Here is a 17,985-nt window from a genome sequence, read left to right on the forward strand (position 1 = left end):
ATATAAAAAAAGCCCAAAGACAGGCCGGATTTCTCCGGTACCCGCCTTTGGGTTTAGTTGCAAAACTATTTAGAAATCAAACTTTTCTTCGAAATATGCCTTAAGATCTGCAATAGCAACACGCTCCTGCTTCATGGTATCACGATCACGAACAGTTACGCAACCATCAGTCTCAGAATCAAAGTCATAGGTGATGCAGAACGGTGTTCCGATCTCATCCTGTCTTCTGTAACGCTTTCCAATTGCACCGCGGTCATCAAACTCACAGTTGTACTTTTTGATAAGCTGCTCATATACCTTCATAGCACCATCATTGAGCTTCTTAGAAAGCGGAAGCACACCGATCTTTACTGGTGCCAGTGCCGGATGGAAATGAAGAACAGTACGAACATCGCCGCCCTCTAACTCTTCCTCGTCATATGCTGCACAAAGGAATGCCAGTGTTACACGGTCAGCTCCAAGAGATGGCTCGATAACATATGGAATGTAACGCTCCTTCTTCTCATCATCAAAGTAGGTCATATCCTCACCAGATGTGTTCTGATGCTGAGTTAAATCGTAATCGGTACGGTCTGCGATACCCCAAAGCTCACCCCATCCAAACGGGAATAAGAACTCGATATCAGTTGTTCTCTTAGAATAGAAGCACAGCTCCTCAGGAGAATGATCTCTTGCACGCATCTCGTCTTCCTTGATGCCAAGGCTCTTTAACCAGTCGATGCAGTACTGGCGCCAATACTGGAACCACTCAAGATCAGTACCTGGCTCACAGAAGAACTCTAACTCCATCTGCTCGAACTCTCTTGTACGGAATGTAAAGTTTCCTGGTGTAATCTCGTTACGGAAGGACTTTCCGATCTGGCCAATACCAAATGGAAGCTTCTTACGTGATGTTCTCTGTACATTTTTGAAGTTTACGAAGATACCTTGTGCAGTCTCCGGACGAAGATATACGGTATTCTTTGCATCCTCAGTAACACCCTGGAATGTCTTAAACATCAAATTAAACTGACGAATATCAGTGAAATCATGCTTTCCGCATGTCGGACAGCAAATATTCTTCTCATCGATGAACTCCTTCATCTCCTGTGTTGTCCAGCCGTCAATTGGCTTTTCCGGCTCCTGTCCCTGCTCAGCATAGTAATCCTCAATCAGCTTATCAGCACGGAAACGCTCATGGCAGCACTTACAGTCCATTAACGGATCAGAGAAACCGCCCAGATGACCTGAAGCTACCCATGTCTGTGGGTTCATCAGGATTGCACAGTCTACACCTACATTATAAGGATTGCCAGTAACAAACTTCTGCCACCATGCCTTTTTTACATTATTCTTAAGTTCAACACCGAGATTACCATAATCCCATGTATTTGCCAGACCGCCGTAAATCTCAGATCCTGGATATACAAAGCCTCTGGACTTTGCAAGAGCTACAATTTTCTCTAATGTCTTTTCCATAATCGTTCTTCCTCCAAAAATGTTTTATAAAGTTACTGTTCGCAAAACGAAAGATTGCGCTTTGCTCACTGTGACTACTTGAAAATGATATACCCACCGTCATTGCCAGTGATCTGGGCACAGTTTGATGCCAGAACTGTAACATTGGGGGAAACATATGCAATATCATGCTCACCAAATACAGTTACAGGGTAATCTGCGTACACAAGACAATAATCTGTCTTTTTCATCAAATCTTCACTGCTGATATGCTTTTGACCATCGCTTGTGACAAAATCGCCGCTAAGTGCCATGGTACTGCTGCCAAGCTGTGATGTGTAAAGCTTGCTTCCACCGGCATTTTGAATCTCAGCAGAATTAAAGCCTGTATAGGTATCACCATTTGCATACGTAAATACGACGCTTGCTTTTTTGTCCTTCACTACTGCCTTTTCGTAGCACACTGGAAGAAGAATACTTTCTTTTTCTTCCTTTGTCATCTGATCATAGCTATAATAGGAGCAGTCATACACATTTTTGTTGAAAGACAGCGCCTCCTGCTGTGCCACACCTGCAAGCTCGTCGATACTGTAGTAATCCTTATCAAAGTCAGAAATCATGGCAGCACGGATTGTAGCATTGTCTTCCACGTAAATGCTGTTTTCGGCTTCTGTGAAGTCATATGACTTCGTAAACAATCCACAGCCTTCTAAACTGACCGCCGCCACAAGCCCTGCCATAAGACTGGCTATTTTTATCCGTATCATCCTGTTTCTCATACTTTTCTTTCCTCTCATTACTGCCTCTTTTCGGCAGAGACTTATCTTTTATACATTCTATGGTATCTTGGCGAATATTTCAAGTATAAAATCTTCCTATTTCTTTAACATTTCTTTACAAATGTGTCAGCAATCTGCTCTAATCACATAAAAAGCAGGCAAAATGGCTTACAAAGTGCCCATAAAGTGCACCATCTCCTCAAGAACCTGCAATGATTTAAACTCTCTTGAAAAGTATCGTCTGCGCCATTTCACTGTCAGATCATAAAGTGTACGCTTAACTGGCTCTTCAAGACAGAATGTGTAAAGTCTGCCGATTGGAGCCGTCAGAATATACTGAAGCGTATACATAGCTGATTCATCCAGATAAAGACGCGCCGATGTATGTGCCTCATTTTTTCTTTTTGCACATTCTTCACAGACACAATTTCCCCGCTCGACAGACAGCCAGCCTTTTGTGAGTTTGCTTTTACATACACTGCACTCAAATACCTGCGGATAAACACCCATCACTAAAAACAGACGAAGCTCATAAACAAGACGCACAAGCTCATCTGGAATAGCCTGATTCTCCAATGCCTTTAATGAGAAATAAAGAAGATTCAGCAATTCTCTTCCATCATCATTTTCCTCTGAGGCAAAACCTGCTGCCTCAAGGAAATAGCAGCCATATGCCATCTTAGTCACGTCAGAACTGACTGCCTCAAAATACTCCTTTATTGAAGCAGCCTGTACTGTGTACGAATCTCGTCCGGCATGCAGTGTAAATATACCCATGGAAAATGGACGTGCCGCAGCTAACAGCGAACTATTTGGCCGTCTTGCCCCACGCACAAATGCGCTGATTCGCCCAAGATCTGTTGTCAAAAGCACAATTCGCCTGTCATATTCACCTATTGGCATGGCAGACAGAACCATTCCGTTCACTGTTACGGTATCCATTTGTTTTCCTTTCTATAAGCTTACTTCTCGTCCTCGTGATATCCAAAGTTCTTCATGTAAAGGTCGCTGTCGCGCCAGTCCTTACGCACCTTGACAAACAGCTTTAAATTAACCTTCATCTCAAGCATGTCTTCGATGTCACGACGTGCATCACTTCCGATTGCTTTTAGCATCGAGCCGCCCTTGCCGATAATGATTCCCTTATGAGACTCACGCTCACATATAATGGATGCTTCGATATCCATCACAGAGCCATCCGGGCGCTCTTTCATCTGCTCGATTGTAACTGCAATGCCGTGCGGAATTTCTTCCTGAAGACGTCTAAGTGCCTTCTCTCGAATCATCTCTGCTGCAATCTGACGCATTGGCTGATCAGTGACAGTATCCTCATCATAATACATTGGGCCATACGGCAGATAACGAAATACAGTATCAAGCAGTGTATCTGTATTGACACTTCTAAGTGCAGAAACGGCTACCACCTCATTAAAGTCTGCAATTTGACGGTATGCCTTGATGCACTCTGCCACTGCTTCCTTCTTTACTGTATCAGTCTTGTTGACGATCAAAAAGACAGGACACTTGAGCTGGCGAAGCTTCTTTGCAATCTCCTGTTCGCCTCTTCCGATAAAGGTGGTCGGCTCAACAAGCCACATGACAATGTCAGCCTGTGAAAATGTTTTCTGCGCAACCTCTACCATATATGTGCCCAGACGATTCTGTGCCTTATGGATGCCCGGCGTATCCAGAAAAACGGCCTGACCGCGCTCATCTGTATAGACGGTGCGGATCTGATTTCTCGTTGTCTGAGGCTTTCTTGATGTGATCGCAATCTTTTGTCCAATCAGATGATTCATCAACGTGGACTTTCCCACGTTTGGACGTCCGACCAGTGCAATAAAGCCTGATTTTTTCTGTTTTTCCATATTTTATTTCCTTTCCAGTGTAGCAAACTACAATGATCGTACCGTTGTAAAAAGTGAGCTGTTTTCTTTTATCTTGTTTTCATTTCCAACTACGCAAAGGCAATTATTAGAAAGTACCGCTTTCGCATACGGCACAAGTGCACGAATTTCCTTGGCATCTGTATCAATCACTTCATCTCGCTCCTTTTGAAGCTGCTCTCTTGTGATTCCACTTAAATACGCAGTAAGACCACGCACACCAAGCGCTGCTGGATTTTTCGGAATGTCCATCTCACTAATTGCACCTATAACATATCGGTCCATACTTCTCTCATCCTGATCAAACTGCTCAAGATATTCTGGAAGCTTATCATATACTTCATTTGTTTCGGCAAGCTTAGGATCAAGATAAGATACCATATAACAGTCACCATCACGTCCAAAACCGGACATACAGCCATAAGCACCGCCCTTGACGCGCAGACGTATCCAAAGATAATCATAATTTAAGATGTTTTGCAGCACAAGAAGTGATCCTCTAAATGGCAGCCCGGCATCCTTATAATTGCCTGTTCTTCCCACAAATTGAATCTGTGATGCACAGCATATGCCCTCATTTTTCTTTTCAAGCGGCATATTCCAATCTGCCTTTACAAAAGGCTCATCTGGCATCTGCCTGATAAGCGTATCCATTGCCTTTTCTAAAACATCATAGCCTTCCTTATCTGCGGTAAAGCTGACAAGAAGCGCTCTTTTATTAAACAGTTGATGGCTGACAGCGCGCAGCTTCTCAATTATCATACCCTTTCGTTCTTCGAAGTGATCATACAAATCATTTAAAAATTCATAGAACGAAATACCCGTCATAATCTCATTTAAGTAGCCTGACTCACTGTGATAGGAGGATGCCCTCTTGATTGACGTATTATGTCCAGCACTCTTTAGGCGCTCATACAGCTGTGAACGCGTCTCACCGATTATCTCTAACAGACGCTTCTCATTTGCAAGATCAGACTGATACATCATCTTAGCTGTAAGGTTAACTGCTGTCTCAAGCTCATGATAAAATGCCTTTATGCGGAAGGAGAAACGCACAGTTGGTCTTCCTGTCTCTGGCTGCAGCACAACAAAGCCCGGATCAATGCCACCCGTATGAATATTAACCTCATCCATCAGCTCTGTATAGCTGTATTCTCCTGCTGCTACAACACCTAAAATCTGTTTTAATAAAGACAGATATGGAAGCTCTGAAAGATCTGCAAAATCAGCATCAAATACAAGCTCCAAATAGCCGATCTTTTTTGTTGACATCTCGTGAAATAATACCTTCACTCCATCCATGCTTCGCTCTTCATTATAAAGCGGCAGCACATCACGCTTAATATCTGCGCGTGTCAGCATAGGAATAGTCTCAAGTTCTTCTTTCGTGCTTGGAGTTTCCTGATATTCCTTTAACTCCTTTGTGTGACGCACAATTTCTTCAATCTCTTCTTTTGAGAGAGAATCTTTATAAACACGAAGCTTCTCTGCTGTCTTTTCTTCATTTTCAGCATCAAGACCAACCTTTGGCACAGCCATTGCCACAACACCAAATGAATTGTCAATCAGACACTCTTTTATCAGCTGCTCAAAATAGCTTCCCTCTGCCTTTTTGTAGAGTTCATCCATCGCATCCTGCGTCTCTAAAAGCAAAAATGCAGCATTGTCATCATAAAGCCAGCTGTCAAAAAGATCCAGTCCATACATAAGACCTTTCGGCCAACGGCCAAAATCGCCTTCTTTTAAGCGAAACTGTAAGCTGTTTAAACCAGCAAGAAGTGAACGCTTCTGTAAGCCTTCCTCTGCAAGCTTTCTTAACGTTGCCTCAATTGTCTCCACAAAGACTTCTCTTTGCTCTTGTCTGGCACCTTTTGTAGTAACCTCAAATGATGGCTGCAAAATACCATCCTCGAAGCCTCCATAAATATCTACACCGATTCCAGCATCAAGAAGTGCCTGTTTAAGAGGCGCACCAGGTGCATCAAGAAGAACATACTCTAAAACCTGAAATGCAAGATACTTTTCAAGATCAAGTGCATTTGACACAACCTTTGACCATGTAAAATAAGTACCCTCATCGTCATCCTCAGAAGCTGCATAACACAGCGAAATCTCCTTCATCTTGTTGAACGGCTTTTGAAGTGTAACTGCTGAGTCAATCTCTTTTTTCTCGTAATGACTTAAGTACTCATGATCCATCCAATTGAGTGCTTTTTCCATATCAAGATCACCATACAAATAAATATAGCTGTTTGAAGGATGATAATAAGTATGATAAAACTCCAGATATGACTCATATGTCAGATCTGTGATAAATTCTGGATCTCCGCCTGACTCATATGCATATGTCGTGTCAGGATAAAGTGCAGCCTTCACCTGACGGCCAAGAATCTCGTCTGCACTTGAGAAGGCGCCCTTCATCTCATTATACACAACACCGTTGTATGTCAGCTCACCATCCGGACTGTCCATCTCATAGTGCCAGCCCTCCTGCTCGAAAATCTTTCTCTCTTTTGTGATATTTGGATGAAAGACACCGTCCATATAGACAGACATCAAATTAAAGAAATCCTTATCATTTGTGCTTGCAAGAGGATACATTGTCTTATCTGAATATGTCATTGCATTTAAAAATGTATTTAAAGATCCCTTTGCCAGCTCAACAAACGGATCCTTGACCGGGTAGCGGTCAGATCCGCAAAGCACAGTGTGCTCAATAATATGAGCCACACCTGTGCTATCTGTCGGAACAGTTCTAAATGCAATGTTAAATACTTTATTGTTGTCATCATTTTCCAGTATAAAGACACGTGCGCCTGTCTTTTTGTGGCGCATCAGATATCCCTCACTTTCAAGCTCCCTGACATAATGATGTTCAAGCAGCTCATACTGCGGTATTTTCGTTATATCCATTTTTATGCCCTTCCATCACTGTTTTTCGTCTGGCTCTTGTCTTCGCAGAATATCCTGCGGCTCTGTCTCGCCATCAAATACAACATGAAGCATCTGCTTTGGATGAGGTGCGCTCTCCTGCGCATTTCCATCCTCATCAAAAATTCCGATTACCTTAAGAGAAACATTAGTTCCGTCTGGCTTCATGCGCTCAATCGTCTCGCCAACAGTAAATTTATTCTTCTGTTCAAATACACTTCGTCCATTCTCGTCAATAGACTCTACTGTTCCCAGATATGTGTAATTCTTAACATAGGTATTGCTGTTGTAAATCTGCGCATCACTAGAAGGCTTTCCATAGAAAAATCCTGTTGTGAACTCACGGTATGTGCACTTTCCAATTTCTTCCTTGTACCATTCCATGTTTGCTTCATATTTTTTCGGATCCTCAAAATAATCGTCAAGTGCTTTTCGATAAGTGCGCGCTACAGTTGCCACATAAAGAGCTGTCTTCATGCGTCCCTCTACCTTTAAGCTGTCGATACCGCTTTCTGCCAAATCCGGAATGTGTTCGATCATGCAAAGATCCTTTGAATTAAAGATGTATGTTCCTCTCTCATTCTCGTAAACAGGATAATATTCACCCGGACGTGTCTCCTCTACGATGGAATATTTCCAGCGGCACGGATGTGTGCATGCACCCTGATTGGCATCGCGTCCTACCATATAGTTGCTTAAAAGACAGCGTCCTGAGTAAGAAATACACATTGCGCCATGAACAAACGTCTCGATCTCAAGATCGTCTGAGATATGCGCACGAATCTGCTTTAATTCATAAAGTGAAAGCTCTCTTGCGGAAACGACACGCTTTGCGCCAAGCTGATGCCAGAAATTAAATGTTCCATAATTGCAATTGTTAGCCTGGGTACTGATATGAAGCTCCATTTCTGGAAGCTCACTCTTTGCAATCATAAAAACGCCCGGATCAGAAATGATAAGTGCATCTGGTCCAATAGTCTTTAATTCGCGAAAATAAGTGCGCACACCGTCAAGGTCATCATTATGAGCTAAAATATTAGCTGTCACATAAACCTTTACACCATGTGCATGCGCAAAGACGATTCCCTCTGCCATATCCTCTTTGCTGAAATTTTTTGCCTTTGCCCTAAGACCAAATGCCTCACCGCCGATATACACTGCATCTGCTCCATAGGTAACGGCAGTCTTTAATACGTCAAGACTGCTTGCCGGGATCAAAAGCTCTGGCTTTTTTCTCGCTGCCATATTACATTTCCTCCGTGTTTTTCTTCATTGTCAGTGAGACGCCGTCTCCAATCGGAATAACCGATGTGGTAAGCTCTGGCGTATGTGTCAGCATCGTCAGGTATTCTCGCATTCTGCTGTGAATCGTGCGGTTGCGTCTCGTCACCGCGAATCTTGACTCCAAAACATCTCCGTCCTGAAGTACATTATCTGAAAATAAAAGTCCGTCCGGAGCTAAAAGTCTTAGTACGTCCGGAAGGAAATGAATATACTGTCCCTTCGCCGCATCCATAAAAATCAGGTCATACGGTTTGTCCAGCGTCTTTAATATATCAGCTGCATCTCCCTCAAGAAGCGTGATATCGCAGCCTCGCGGTGCTCTTGCAAAATTTCTTTTTGCCTCCTCAATTCGCGGCGGATATTTCTCAATCGTTGTAATCGTTGCACCAGCTGGCATCACCTCGCTCATGCGAATCGCCGAATAGCCCACTGCTGTCCCAACTTCAAGAATAGAAAGCGGCTTTTTCAAACTAATTAAAAACAGCAGAAAACTGGCAGTCTCCGGCCGAATAATCGGCACGTCTCCTGCCAGCGCATCTTTTTGAATTTCTTCACTCAGAGCGCTCCCTGGTAATTCCAGGGAGCGAATATAATCGGTTGCCCGCTCAAAATCAAACATTCACTTACTCCACTTCCATGATGATCGGAAGAATCATCGGACTGCGCTTCATCTTCTTCCACAGGTAGTTGCTTAAGCTGTCGCGAATCTCATTTTTGATCTTTGACCAATCAGAAATCTTGTGATCAAGACAATCAAATACAGCATCCTCTACGACCTGCTGTGCCTCAATCATCAGATTCTCAGACTCACGGATATAAACAAATCCTCTTGATACAATGTCTGGACCTGCAAGCAGGTTGTTGGTGTAACGCTCCAATGTCAGAACAACAATAATAATACCATCCTGAGACAAATTCTGACGATCACGAAGAACTATGTTTCCAACGTCACCAACACCAAGTCCATCCACAAGAATACCGCCGTGCGTTACCTGTCCGGTAACAAGTGCACTTTCTTCACTTAACTCAAGCACATCGCCGGACTGAATCATAAAGATATTATCCTTCGGAATTCCAAGAGATTCTGCTATCTCAGCCTGTGCCTTTCTATGGCGGAACTCACCATGAACAGGAATTGAATACTTCGGGCGAACAAGTGAGTACATCAGCTTGATCTCTTCCTGACATGCGTGACCAGATACGTGCGTATCCTGATAAATAACCTCTGCGCCTAAAACGCATAATTCATTGATTACCTTTGATACAGATTTCTCATTTCCAGGAATCGGATTTGAGGAAAATACGACAAGATCACCTGGGCAGATGCTGACCTTTCTGTGAATGGCTGCTGCCATACGAGACAGTGCTGCCATAGACTCGCCCTGGCTTCCTGTTGTGATAATAACGGTCTTCTCCGGTGGGTAATTGCGAAGCAGCTCAATATCAATTAAAGTGCCCTCTGGAATATTAATATAGCCAAGCTCGCTTGCCTTTCCAATGATGTTAACCATGCTTCGTCCTTCTACAACAACCTTGCGGTCATATTTGTAGGCAGTATTGATGATCTGCTGCACACGGTCTACATTAGATGCGAATGTTGCAACGATGATTCTCTGGTTTCTGTGCTCAGAGAAAATTGTATCGAATGTATGGCCAACTGTACGCTCAGACGCTGTAAAGCCCGGTCGCAGTGCATTAGTACTATCGCAAAGAAGTGCCAGTACGCCCTTCTTTCCAAGCTCTGCAAAGCGCTGTAAGTCTGCCATATCACCAAATACAGGTGTATAGTCGATCTTAAAGTCTCCAGTATGAATAATGGTTCCTGCCGGAGAAGTAATGGCAAGTGCTGCTGCATCAACAATACTGTGATTTGTGCGGATAAACTCTACTTTAAAATCACCTGCTGAGATTGTCTGGCCATACTTTACTACCTTTCTCTTTACACTCTTTGTAATGCCGTGCTCCTCAAGCTTTCCCTCGATAATTCCAAGAGTCAGCTTTGTTCCGTAAAGCGGAACATTGATTTCTTTAAAGAAAAACGGCAATGCACCGATATGATCCTCATGACCATGCGTAATAAATACGCCCTTTACCTTGTGAATGTTTTGTTTTAGATACGTGATATCTGGAATGACCATATCAATACCGAGCATCTCATCCCCCGGGAATGACATACCGCAGTCTACAACGATGATGCTTTCTCCATACTCAAACACCGTCATATTCATTCCGATTTGCTCAAGACCTCCTAATGGTATGACCTTGACACTTGTTTCAACTGTACTCAAATCTTACCTCCTTTTTCCTGTTCATTTATGAAACAGCTCTTTTTTCTGTCGTAACTTCTCTGTCCAATGTTTCATCCAATTAACTGATTGGAGTCTTCATTCACTTTATTACCATAGCGCACTTACATTTTCTGTGCATCACTCAATGGTAATATCCTCATCAGAAAGGAGTTCTTCAAATACTTTCGAAACAGCGTCAAGCTCGGTCTCATCTTCAACGAGCTCATACACGGCCTCCGGATCCTCATCACGTGATGTGTCCTTTAAAATCAGACACTCTGCATCCTCATCATCCGAATCTGCCACCAGCAGATAATTGCTTGCACCGAGTCTTGTTTCCTCAATCACATAAAACGTTACATCTGTTCCATCATCTGCTGTCAAAATGATCTTATCTTCCATTCGCCTTCTCCAGTCTTTTCTTTTTCCTAGTCTGCTGTGCTATTCATAACTTCCAGGTTTTTATTATTATTTTTTTCTTCTGTGTCCGATTCGCTATCAGCAAGTTTACTGCCCTTCTTTGTGTTTTCCATAAAGTCCTGCAAAATAAGCCCTGCTGCTACCTGATCGATCACGGTTTTTCGTTTTTCCCTAGGCATACCGCACTCCTGCAGAATTTCATCAGCTGCCACTGTTGTCAGCCTCTCATCCTGCATAATCACCTCAAGTTTGGTTCTACGCTCTAGCATTGCTTTAAACGCAAGCGCAAGCTCTGCACGCTCTCCTGCTGATCCGTCCATATTGACTGGATAACCCAAAACGATCTTTTCGATCTGGTATTCTCCTACCAGCTGTTCAATGCGCGCAAGTGTACGCCGCAATTTATTCTCCTCTTTTCTTGTAATGGTTTCTAACGGCTGAGCAGTGTAACCCAACGGATCAGTAACCGCCACTCCCACTGTCTTGGAACCATAGTCGAGTCCTAATAATCTCACTTTTTCTCTCTGCCTTTTCTTTCAATGCATGTTTCTACGTAGTTTCTCATCAGTTCTTCGAGAATTTCATCTCGCTCAACCTTCATGATGAGGCTTCTGGCATTATTGTGGCTTGTGATATAGGTCGGATCACCGGACATAATATATCCGACAATCTGGTTGACCGGATTGTATCCCCTCTCTACGAGCGCCTGATATACTCTCAGAATTACTTCTGATACAGAAATTCGCTTCGTCTGGTTGATGTCAATAAATTGAGTATTTTTTAAATCTGCCATTGATTCACGCCCTTCCTACAGTCCAAAACCTGCTAAACAATAATATTGTAATACATTTCGTCTAATTCGGCAAGTATTTTTTTTGCCAGTTCAGGCGTCCCCTGAACTGTCATTCACCCCTGTCTTGCCTTCATCACATCCGCAGTCAATTCACCTTCGATTATTGCGTCGATGATCGTATTGTCTGGCGCATCCGTCTCTACCGCACATTTTATGTACTCTGGCGTATGGCCGACCATGTAGGAGACACCATTAATTTCCTGACGCTCCTCCAATAAAACTTTGACGCACGCTCCTGTCCACTTTGTTCTAAACTCTTTTGTCATCTGTGACTCAAGTGACGAAAGTATACCGCTTCGCTGTGCCTTTGTCTCTTCTGGGATCTGATTTTCCATCTTGTCAGCTCTTGTTCCTTTTCTTCTGGAATAGCGGAAAATATGCATCTCATAAAAATGCACTTTCTCAAGAAACTGACGTGTCTTATCAAATTCTTCATCCGTCTCTCCCGGAAATCCTACAATCACATCTGTTGTGATTGCTGGATTTTCAAAAGCAGCTCGAAGAAGTTTACACTTTTCATAGTATTCTTCTGGCGTGTAATGTCTATTCATACGCTTTAATGTTTCCTCACATCCGCTTTGCAGAGACAAATGAAAATGAGGACATACTTTATGCAGCTTTTTTAAGCGGCCGACAAATTCCTCTGTAATAATACGCGGTTCAAGTGAACCAAGACGTATTCTGCTTATGCCATCAATTGGATGAATGGCTTCAATAAGCTCGATTAAATGACTTTCCCCATCAATTTCCCTTCCATAAGAGCTTAGATGAATACCAGTCAGCACAACCTCCTGGATACCGGCTTCTGCAAGTCTTTTAATCTCAGCTATAACGTTTTCCATACGACGGCTTCGCACACGTCCTCTGGCATATGGAATAATACAGTAACTGCAGAACTGATTACATCCATCCTGAACCTTTACAAATGCTCTTGTGTGCTCTAATACTGTGCTGACTTCAAGCTCCTCATACTGCTCCTTCTCTACATCTGCCAGCACATCATCAAATGTTCTTCCTTCAAAATAAGCATCTAGTGCCGTAACAATCTGACGCTTCTGATTATTTCCAAGAACAAGATCAACAGCAGCATCTGCTCTGGCTTCTTCTTCACTTACCTGCACATAGCAGCCTGTCGCCACCACAACAGCCTCTGGATTTAATTTTTTTGCGCGGTGCAGCATCTGTCTTGATTTTCGCTCCGCCATATTTGTAACTGAGCAGGTATTAACAACATAAACATCTGCCTGCTCTGTAAATGGAACAATATCGTAGCCTGCCGTCTGCAAAAGCTCCTCCATTGCTTCCGTTTCATATGCATTAACCTTGCAGCCTAATGTGTGAAATGCTGCCCGTCTTCCCATGTTTTCATTTTCCTTTCTCTAACTTTCCCTTGACTTTTCTACTCAAAACAAGTACTATAAACTTAAAGATGAATGTTCGTTTTTTCGGTATATCTAAAATTAAAGAACAGATAATTCCGCAAGAAGCAAACATAAAAACTCACAAACATCATATTCGCAGGAGGGTATTATCATGGTTACAGTAAAAATTTCTTTAAATTCTATCGATAAGGTTAAGTCTTTTGTAAATGACCTGACCAAGTTTGATTCTGATTTTGACCTGGTTTCCGGAAGATACGTTATCGACGCAAAGTCCATTATGGGTATCTTTTCTCTGGATCTTTCCAAGCCAATCGATTTAAACATTCATGAAGAAAAGAATCTTGATACTGTTATGAAGGTTCTGGAACCATACATCATCCAGTAATTTTTTTAACTTAACTTTCAGAGATCGTTTTATCTGACCAATCGGGGCATCACATTCGTGATGCCCTATTTTTTTTAAGCCTTACACCAGATAATCTCTGCGCTATTAACTGCCTCTTCTACCATCGCATCAATCTTTTCCTCAAGCTTCTTTTCGGAATTTCTGATTACCTTTACATTTGGCTTTGTAACAGGATGCTTTGCAACAAAAATTGTACAGCAGTCCTCATACGGCTGAATAGATGTTTCAAAGGTATCAATCTTTTCTGCTACATCAACAATCTCCTGCTTGTCAAAACCGATTACCGGACGATATACAGGAAGTGTGCACACCTCATTTGTTGACATTAAACTTTGCATAGTCTGTGATGCTACCTGACCAATGCTCTCTCCAGTAATTAAGCCATGGCATCCATCTTTTATGGCAATGCGCTCAGCGATACGCATCATATAACGGCGCATGATAATAGTAAGCTCGTCATGCGGGCAGGCATCGTAAATATAAAGCTGAATATCAGTAAAATTGATGACATGAAGCTTGATCGGTGTTGCATATTTAGACACAAGCTTTGCCAGATCTACAACCTTTTGCTTTGCACGCTCACTAGTATACGGCGGTGCATGGAAATAAACAGCCTCAATCGTAACGCCTCTTTTTGCAATCATATAGCCTGCAACTGGTGAATCAATTCCGCCTGACAACAAAAGCATTGCCTTTCCAGCTGTTCCAACAGGCATTCCGCCTGCACCCGGAATAGATACAGAATATACGTTGATGCAAGTGTCACGAACCTCAACAGACAATAAAACCTGCGGATTGTGAACATCTACACGCGCGTTTTCGTATGCGTTTAAGATAGCCTCGCCAAGATCTGCATTTAATTGCTGAGAATCCTTTGGATAATTCTTTCTTGCACGGCGGCTGTGTACCTTAAATGTATAATCACCCTGCGGATATACATTTCCCATATATTCCACAACCTGCTCTGCCAATTTATCATATCCTTCATCTTTAAGCTGTACAACAGGACAGATCCACACGATTCCAAATACATGCTTTAACGCATCTACTGCCTCATCATAATCATAATCGCTAAGTGCCTGCACGTAAATACGTCCAGACTCCTTCTTTACTTCAAACTCACCCTCAACACGCTCCATTGCAAGACGGATATGCTTTACAAGCGCATCCTCAAACAAATAACGGTTTTTTCCCTTAATGCCAATCTCGGCATACTTTATCAAAAATGCATGATATTTCATGTTGTTCCTCACAATTCTATCTAATGTTTATGTGAAATGATACCCTGGTATCATTCTATCGTCTTGTGTAGCGGCGAAGCATCGGAAGAAGTTCCTGCAATGCCTTCAGTGCCTGATCAAGCTCTTCCTTTGTCGTATTCTCACAGAAGGAAAAACGAAGCGTTCCCTCAATAAGCTTTTTATCTAGCCCAATTGCCTGCAGAGTACTTGAAAGTGCCGGATGGTTAGATGAGCATGCACTTCCAGATGACACATAAATGCCGCGGTCGCTGAGTGCATTTAAAAGCACCTCGCTTCTTACACCTGTGAAGCTTACGCTTACAATATGCGGTGCTCGTCTTTCTATACATTCCTCACCATCTGCCGTCTCATCCCAACCGTTTATTGAAACGTCATCCAGCTTATGAATGCCCTCCAAAAAATAGCGGCGAAGCTCATTTAAATGTGCTTTCTTCTGCTCAAAGTTCTGGTAGGCAAGCTGCGCTGCCAGTCCCATACCTGCTGCACCAGGTACATTTTCAGTTCCTGAACGCATACCAGACTGCTGACCGCCTCCAAATATGATTGGATGAAGATTAACCTTGCTGCTGCAATATAAAAAGCCTGCTCCCTTTGGACCATGGAATTTATGTGAGCTGACAGACAAAAGATCAATTCCCTGCTGCTTTGGACGAATCATCACCTTGCCATATGCCTGAATGGCATCCACATGAAATACAGCACCTGGAACAGTCGCATGAACCAGCTTTGCAGCTTCCTCTACAGGCTGAATTGTTCCAATCTCATTATTTACATACATGATTGATACAAGAATGGTATCAGGTGTAAGTGCTTCCTTTAAATCTTCTAAAGAGATCTGTCCTCTGCTGTCAACTGAAAGAAATGTGATGCGAAAGCCCTGCTCCTCCAAAAAAGAAGCCGTTGCCTTGACACTTGGATGCTCGACTGCTGTTGTAATGATATGGTTTCCCTTTCTCTTTGCAGCAAGTGCCGTTCCAATAAGTGCCATATTGTTGGACTCCGTACCGCCAGAGGTAATGATAAGCTCCTTTGGATCAACCTTTAAAGTAGCAGCAATTTTCTGTCTTGCTTCCTTGATATATCCCTCTGCCACAACACCCTTTTGATGACGTGATGATGGATTTCCAAAATCGACATCCATCAATTTTTTCATCAGCTCCTGCACCTGTGCATCCACACGGGTCGTTGCTGAATTATCCAGATATGCTTCCATTTTTTATTCCTCCAATACGTATCCAAGCATGGCAAGCACTGCCATTCCAGCTGTTTCCGTCCTCAAAATTCTTCTTCCAAGTGTAATTGCCTGTGCACCGCAATTTTCTGCCTGTGCAATCTCCTCGTCCTCAAAGCCGCCCTCTGGTCCTATAAAGATTGCTACCTGCTCGCCCGGTTTTACTGCACTAAGCGCATCGCGCGTTGCCTGCATATTTTCTGCATGCTCAAATGGGACAAGAATATGTTCCTTATCAGAAGCATACAAAAGCGCCTCTTTATATGTCATAAGAGGATGGATATCAGGAATAAGTCCGCGTCCAGCCTGTTTTGCTGCACTCTCTGAAATCGCCTGCCAGCGTTTTCTCTTTGCTTCTTCCTTTTTGCAATCAAGCTTGACTACACAGCGCTTCATCTGTACCGGAACAATCTCATGCACGCCAAGCTCCACACACTTTTGAATAATTGTCTCCATCTTATCGGCCTTTGGCAATCCCTGAAACAATACTATTCTTGAAGGCAGCTCACTTGTAGTTTCACTGACCTGCTCGATTTTTGCTGTCACTTCTTCTGCATCAAGCTGTGCAATGCTGCAAAGATATTCATGACTGCCATCGTTAACACAAATCTGTTCACCAACCTTCATTCTAAGCACATTTTTGATGTGATTTACATCACTTCCAATGATTGCTACCTCGTGTGCAGCTACCTGCTCTGGCTTTATAAAAAAATGATACATATATTTACTTCCTTCTAGTTACAATTGAAACCCACTCGCCCTGATGCAGCACATCAATCACTTCAAACTCTGGATTTTTTGCAAATGCATCCATAACGGCCTGCTCCTTCATATCAATGATTCCAGATGTGATAAAGATACCGCCATGCTTTACATGAACTGCGACAACTTCCTGCAGCGCGATAATAACATCTGCCAGAATATTGGCAACGACAACATCATATGCTTCATAGCCAACCTCATCCTTGATTGCCTGATCATCAATTAAGTTTCCAATCAGAACCTTATACTGCTCTGACGTAATGCCATTAACCTGTGCATTCTCATGTGCAGCATCAATAGCATTCTCATCAAGATCTGTTCCCACTACATGACTGGCACCGCTTAACAGCGCACAAATTGACAAAATACCGCTTCCTGTTCCAACATCAAGAACATTATCACCCGGCTTTACATATTTGCGGATTCCTGCAATACAAAGCTGAGTAGTCTCGTGCTTTCCTGTACCAAATGCCATACCAGGATCAATCTGAATCAGCTTCTTTCCTTCCATTCCCTCAGGAATTTCTTCCCATGTTGGCTTAATCAAAAGGTCATCAACAACGAATGGCTTAAAATACTGCTTCCAGTTATTCATCCAATCCTTGTCCTCTGTCTCAGATGCCGTGATCTCGCATGATCCTGCATTTACAAAAGAGGCAACCTCCTCAAGTGCCATCTTTACGGCAGCAAGCGTCTTAGGCACATCATACGTATCATCAAGATAAAAGCTTACAAGCGCCTCTCCGTCATCTGGTCCTAAATCTGGTAGTACATCAATAAACATGCCCTTTGTATCATTTGCTGTCAGCTCAACCTTATCTTCAATCTCGATTCCCTCAATGCCAATCTCACTTAGCTTCTCACTGATGAAATCCTCTGCTGCTGTTGTTGTCTGAATCGTAAATTTCTTCCACTTCATAACGTTATTCCTCTTCTATTAATGTTCTATTAATATGATGCTGGGGGCAAAAGGTATTTTGCCCCAACTGATATCCACGAATTGCTCCGTTGCTATGCAACTTTCGCAATTCTAAAAACATTCGGATTCGCTGATTTTCCTTTAA

17 protein-coding genes are annotated in these 17,985 nt (G+C 42.8%); 1 reads left to right on the forward strand and 16 read right to left on the reverse strand.

Translation table 11 applies throughout. The features are described from left to right. Positions 1–69: 69 nt before the first annotated feature. The 12 genes from LKD48_RS02080 to mtaB all read right to left on the reverse strand — a co-directional run bounded on the left by LKD48_RS02080 (position 70) and on the right by mtaB (position 13,239). Positions 70–1,458: a glycine--tRNA ligase gene (locus LKD48_RS02080; RefSeq protein WP_308731026.1), complete on the reverse strand. Its 1,389-nt coding sequence runs from the start codon at positions 1,456–1,458 to the stop codon at positions 70–72. A gap of 74 nt (positions 1,459–1,532) precedes the next feature. Continuing rightward, positions 1,533–2,216 carry a hypothetical protein gene (locus tag LKD48_RS02085; protein ID WP_227100323.1) on the reverse strand — a complete coding sequence of 228 codons (684 nt, stop codon included), beginning with the start codon at positions 2,214–2,216 and terminating at the stop codon, positions 1,533–1,535. A 168-nt stretch (positions 2,217–2,384) separates the two neighbouring features. Beyond that, positions 2,385–3,158 (reverse strand): DNA repair protein RecO, encoded by a 774-nt coding sequence (gene recO, locus LKD48_RS02090; RefSeq protein ID WP_308731027.1) that lies wholly within the window; start codon positions 3,156–3,158, stop codon positions 2,385–2,387. A 20-nt stretch (positions 3,159–3,178) separates the two neighbouring features. Further along, positions 3,179–4,084: a GTPase Era gene (era, locus tag LKD48_RS02095; RefSeq protein WP_066563085.1), complete on the reverse strand. Its 906-nt coding sequence runs from the start codon at positions 4,082–4,084 to the stop codon at positions 3,179–3,181. A 27-nt stretch (positions 4,085–4,111) separates the two neighbouring features. Next, complete coding sequence (locus tag LKD48_RS02100; RefSeq protein ID WP_308731028.1) at positions 4,112–7,015, reverse strand: insulinase family protein; 2,904 nt, start codon at positions 7,013–7,015, stop codon at positions 4,112–4,114. A gap of 15 nt (positions 7,016–7,030) precedes the next feature. After that, positions 7,031–8,278 carry a peptidase U32 family protein gene (locus LKD48_RS02105; RefSeq protein WP_308731029.1) on the reverse strand — a complete coding sequence of 416 codons (1,248 nt, stop codon included), beginning with the start codon at positions 8,276–8,278 and terminating at the stop codon, positions 7,031–7,033. Between the two features lies 1 nt (position 8,279). Beyond that, complete coding sequence (locus LKD48_RS02110) at positions 8,280–8,936, reverse strand: O-methyltransferase (RefSeq protein ID WP_262536703.1); 657 nt, start codon at positions 8,934–8,936, stop codon at positions 8,280–8,282. A 4-nt stretch (positions 8,937–8,940) separates the two neighbouring features. After that, positions 8,941–10,605: a ribonuclease J gene (locus tag LKD48_RS02115; RefSeq protein WP_227100318.1), complete on the reverse strand. Its 1,665-nt coding sequence runs from the start codon at positions 10,603–10,605 to the stop codon at positions 8,941–8,943. Positions 10,606–10,743: 138 nt separating this feature from the next. Beyond that, on the reverse strand, positions 10,744–11,007 hold the full coding sequence (locus LKD48_RS02120) for a DUF1292 domain-containing protein (protein ID WP_227100317.1): 264 nt from the start codon (positions 11,005–11,007) through the stop codon (positions 10,744–10,746). Positions 11,008–11,033: 26 nt separating this feature from the next. After that, entirely contained in the window at positions 11,034–11,540 is a 507-nt protein-coding gene (gene ruvX / locus LKD48_RS02125) for a Holliday junction resolvase RuvX (RefSeq protein WP_118613451.1), read from the reverse strand. Then, positions 11,537–11,818, reverse strand: coding sequence for an IreB family regulatory phosphoprotein (locus LKD48_RS02130; protein ID WP_066563075.1), 282 nt, complete (start codon positions 11,816–11,818; stop codon positions 11,537–11,539). Before LKD48_RS02130 ends, ruvX begins: the two co-directional genes overlap by 4 nt. 113 nt (positions 11,819–11,931) lie before the next feature. Continuing rightward, positions 11,932–13,239, reverse strand: a complete 1,308-nt coding sequence (mtaB, locus tag LKD48_RS02135) for a tRNA (N(6)-L-threonylcarbamoyladenosine(37)-C(2))-methylthiotransferase MtaB (protein WP_227100316.1) — start codon at positions 13,237–13,239, stop codon at positions 11,932–11,934. A gap of 172 nt (positions 13,240–13,411) precedes the next feature. On the opposite strand from mtaB, the gene LKD48_RS02140 reads away from it, so the two are divergent. Continuing rightward, a complete protein-coding gene (locus tag LKD48_RS02140) occupies positions 13,412–13,645 on the forward strand; it encodes an HPr family phosphocarrier protein (protein ID WP_066563071.1) in 234 nt (77 codons plus the stop codon). A gap of 74 nt (positions 13,646–13,719) precedes the next feature. Here the strand turns inward: LKD48_RS02140 and thiI are convergent, their stop codons facing one another. The 4 genes from thiI to prmA are packed head-to-tail and all read right to left on the reverse strand — an operon-like array spanning position 13,720 to position 17,840. Then, positions 13,720–14,907 carry a tRNA uracil 4-sulfurtransferase ThiI gene (gene thiI, locus LKD48_RS02145; RefSeq protein ID WP_308731030.1) on the reverse strand — a complete coding sequence of 396 codons (1,188 nt, stop codon included), beginning with the start codon at positions 14,905–14,907 and terminating at the stop codon, positions 13,720–13,722. A 55-nt stretch (positions 14,908–14,962) separates the two neighbouring features. Continuing rightward, positions 14,963–16,141: a cysteine desulfurase family protein gene (locus LKD48_RS02150; RefSeq protein WP_308731031.1), complete on the reverse strand. Its 1,179-nt coding sequence runs from the start codon at positions 16,139–16,141 to the stop codon at positions 14,963–14,965. Positions 16,142–16,144: 3 nt separating this feature from the next. Further along, a complete protein-coding gene (locus tag LKD48_RS02155; RefSeq protein WP_308731032.1) occupies positions 16,145–16,879 on the reverse strand; it encodes a 16S rRNA (uracil(1498)-N(3))-methyltransferase in 735 nt (244 codons plus the stop codon). Positions 16,880–16,883: 4 nt separating this feature from the next. Further along, positions 16,884–17,840, reverse strand: a complete 957-nt coding sequence (prmA, locus tag LKD48_RS02160; protein WP_066563060.1) for a 50S ribosomal protein L11 methyltransferase — start codon at positions 17,838–17,840, stop codon at positions 16,884–16,886. Positions 17,841–17,985: the final 145 nt, after the last annotated feature.

This window comes from Anthropogastromicrobium aceti (genome assembly GCF_020687335.1).
Taxonomy (GTDB): Bacteria; Bacillota; Clostridia; order Lachnospirales; family Lachnospiraceae; genus Anthropogastromicrobium; species Anthropogastromicrobium aceti.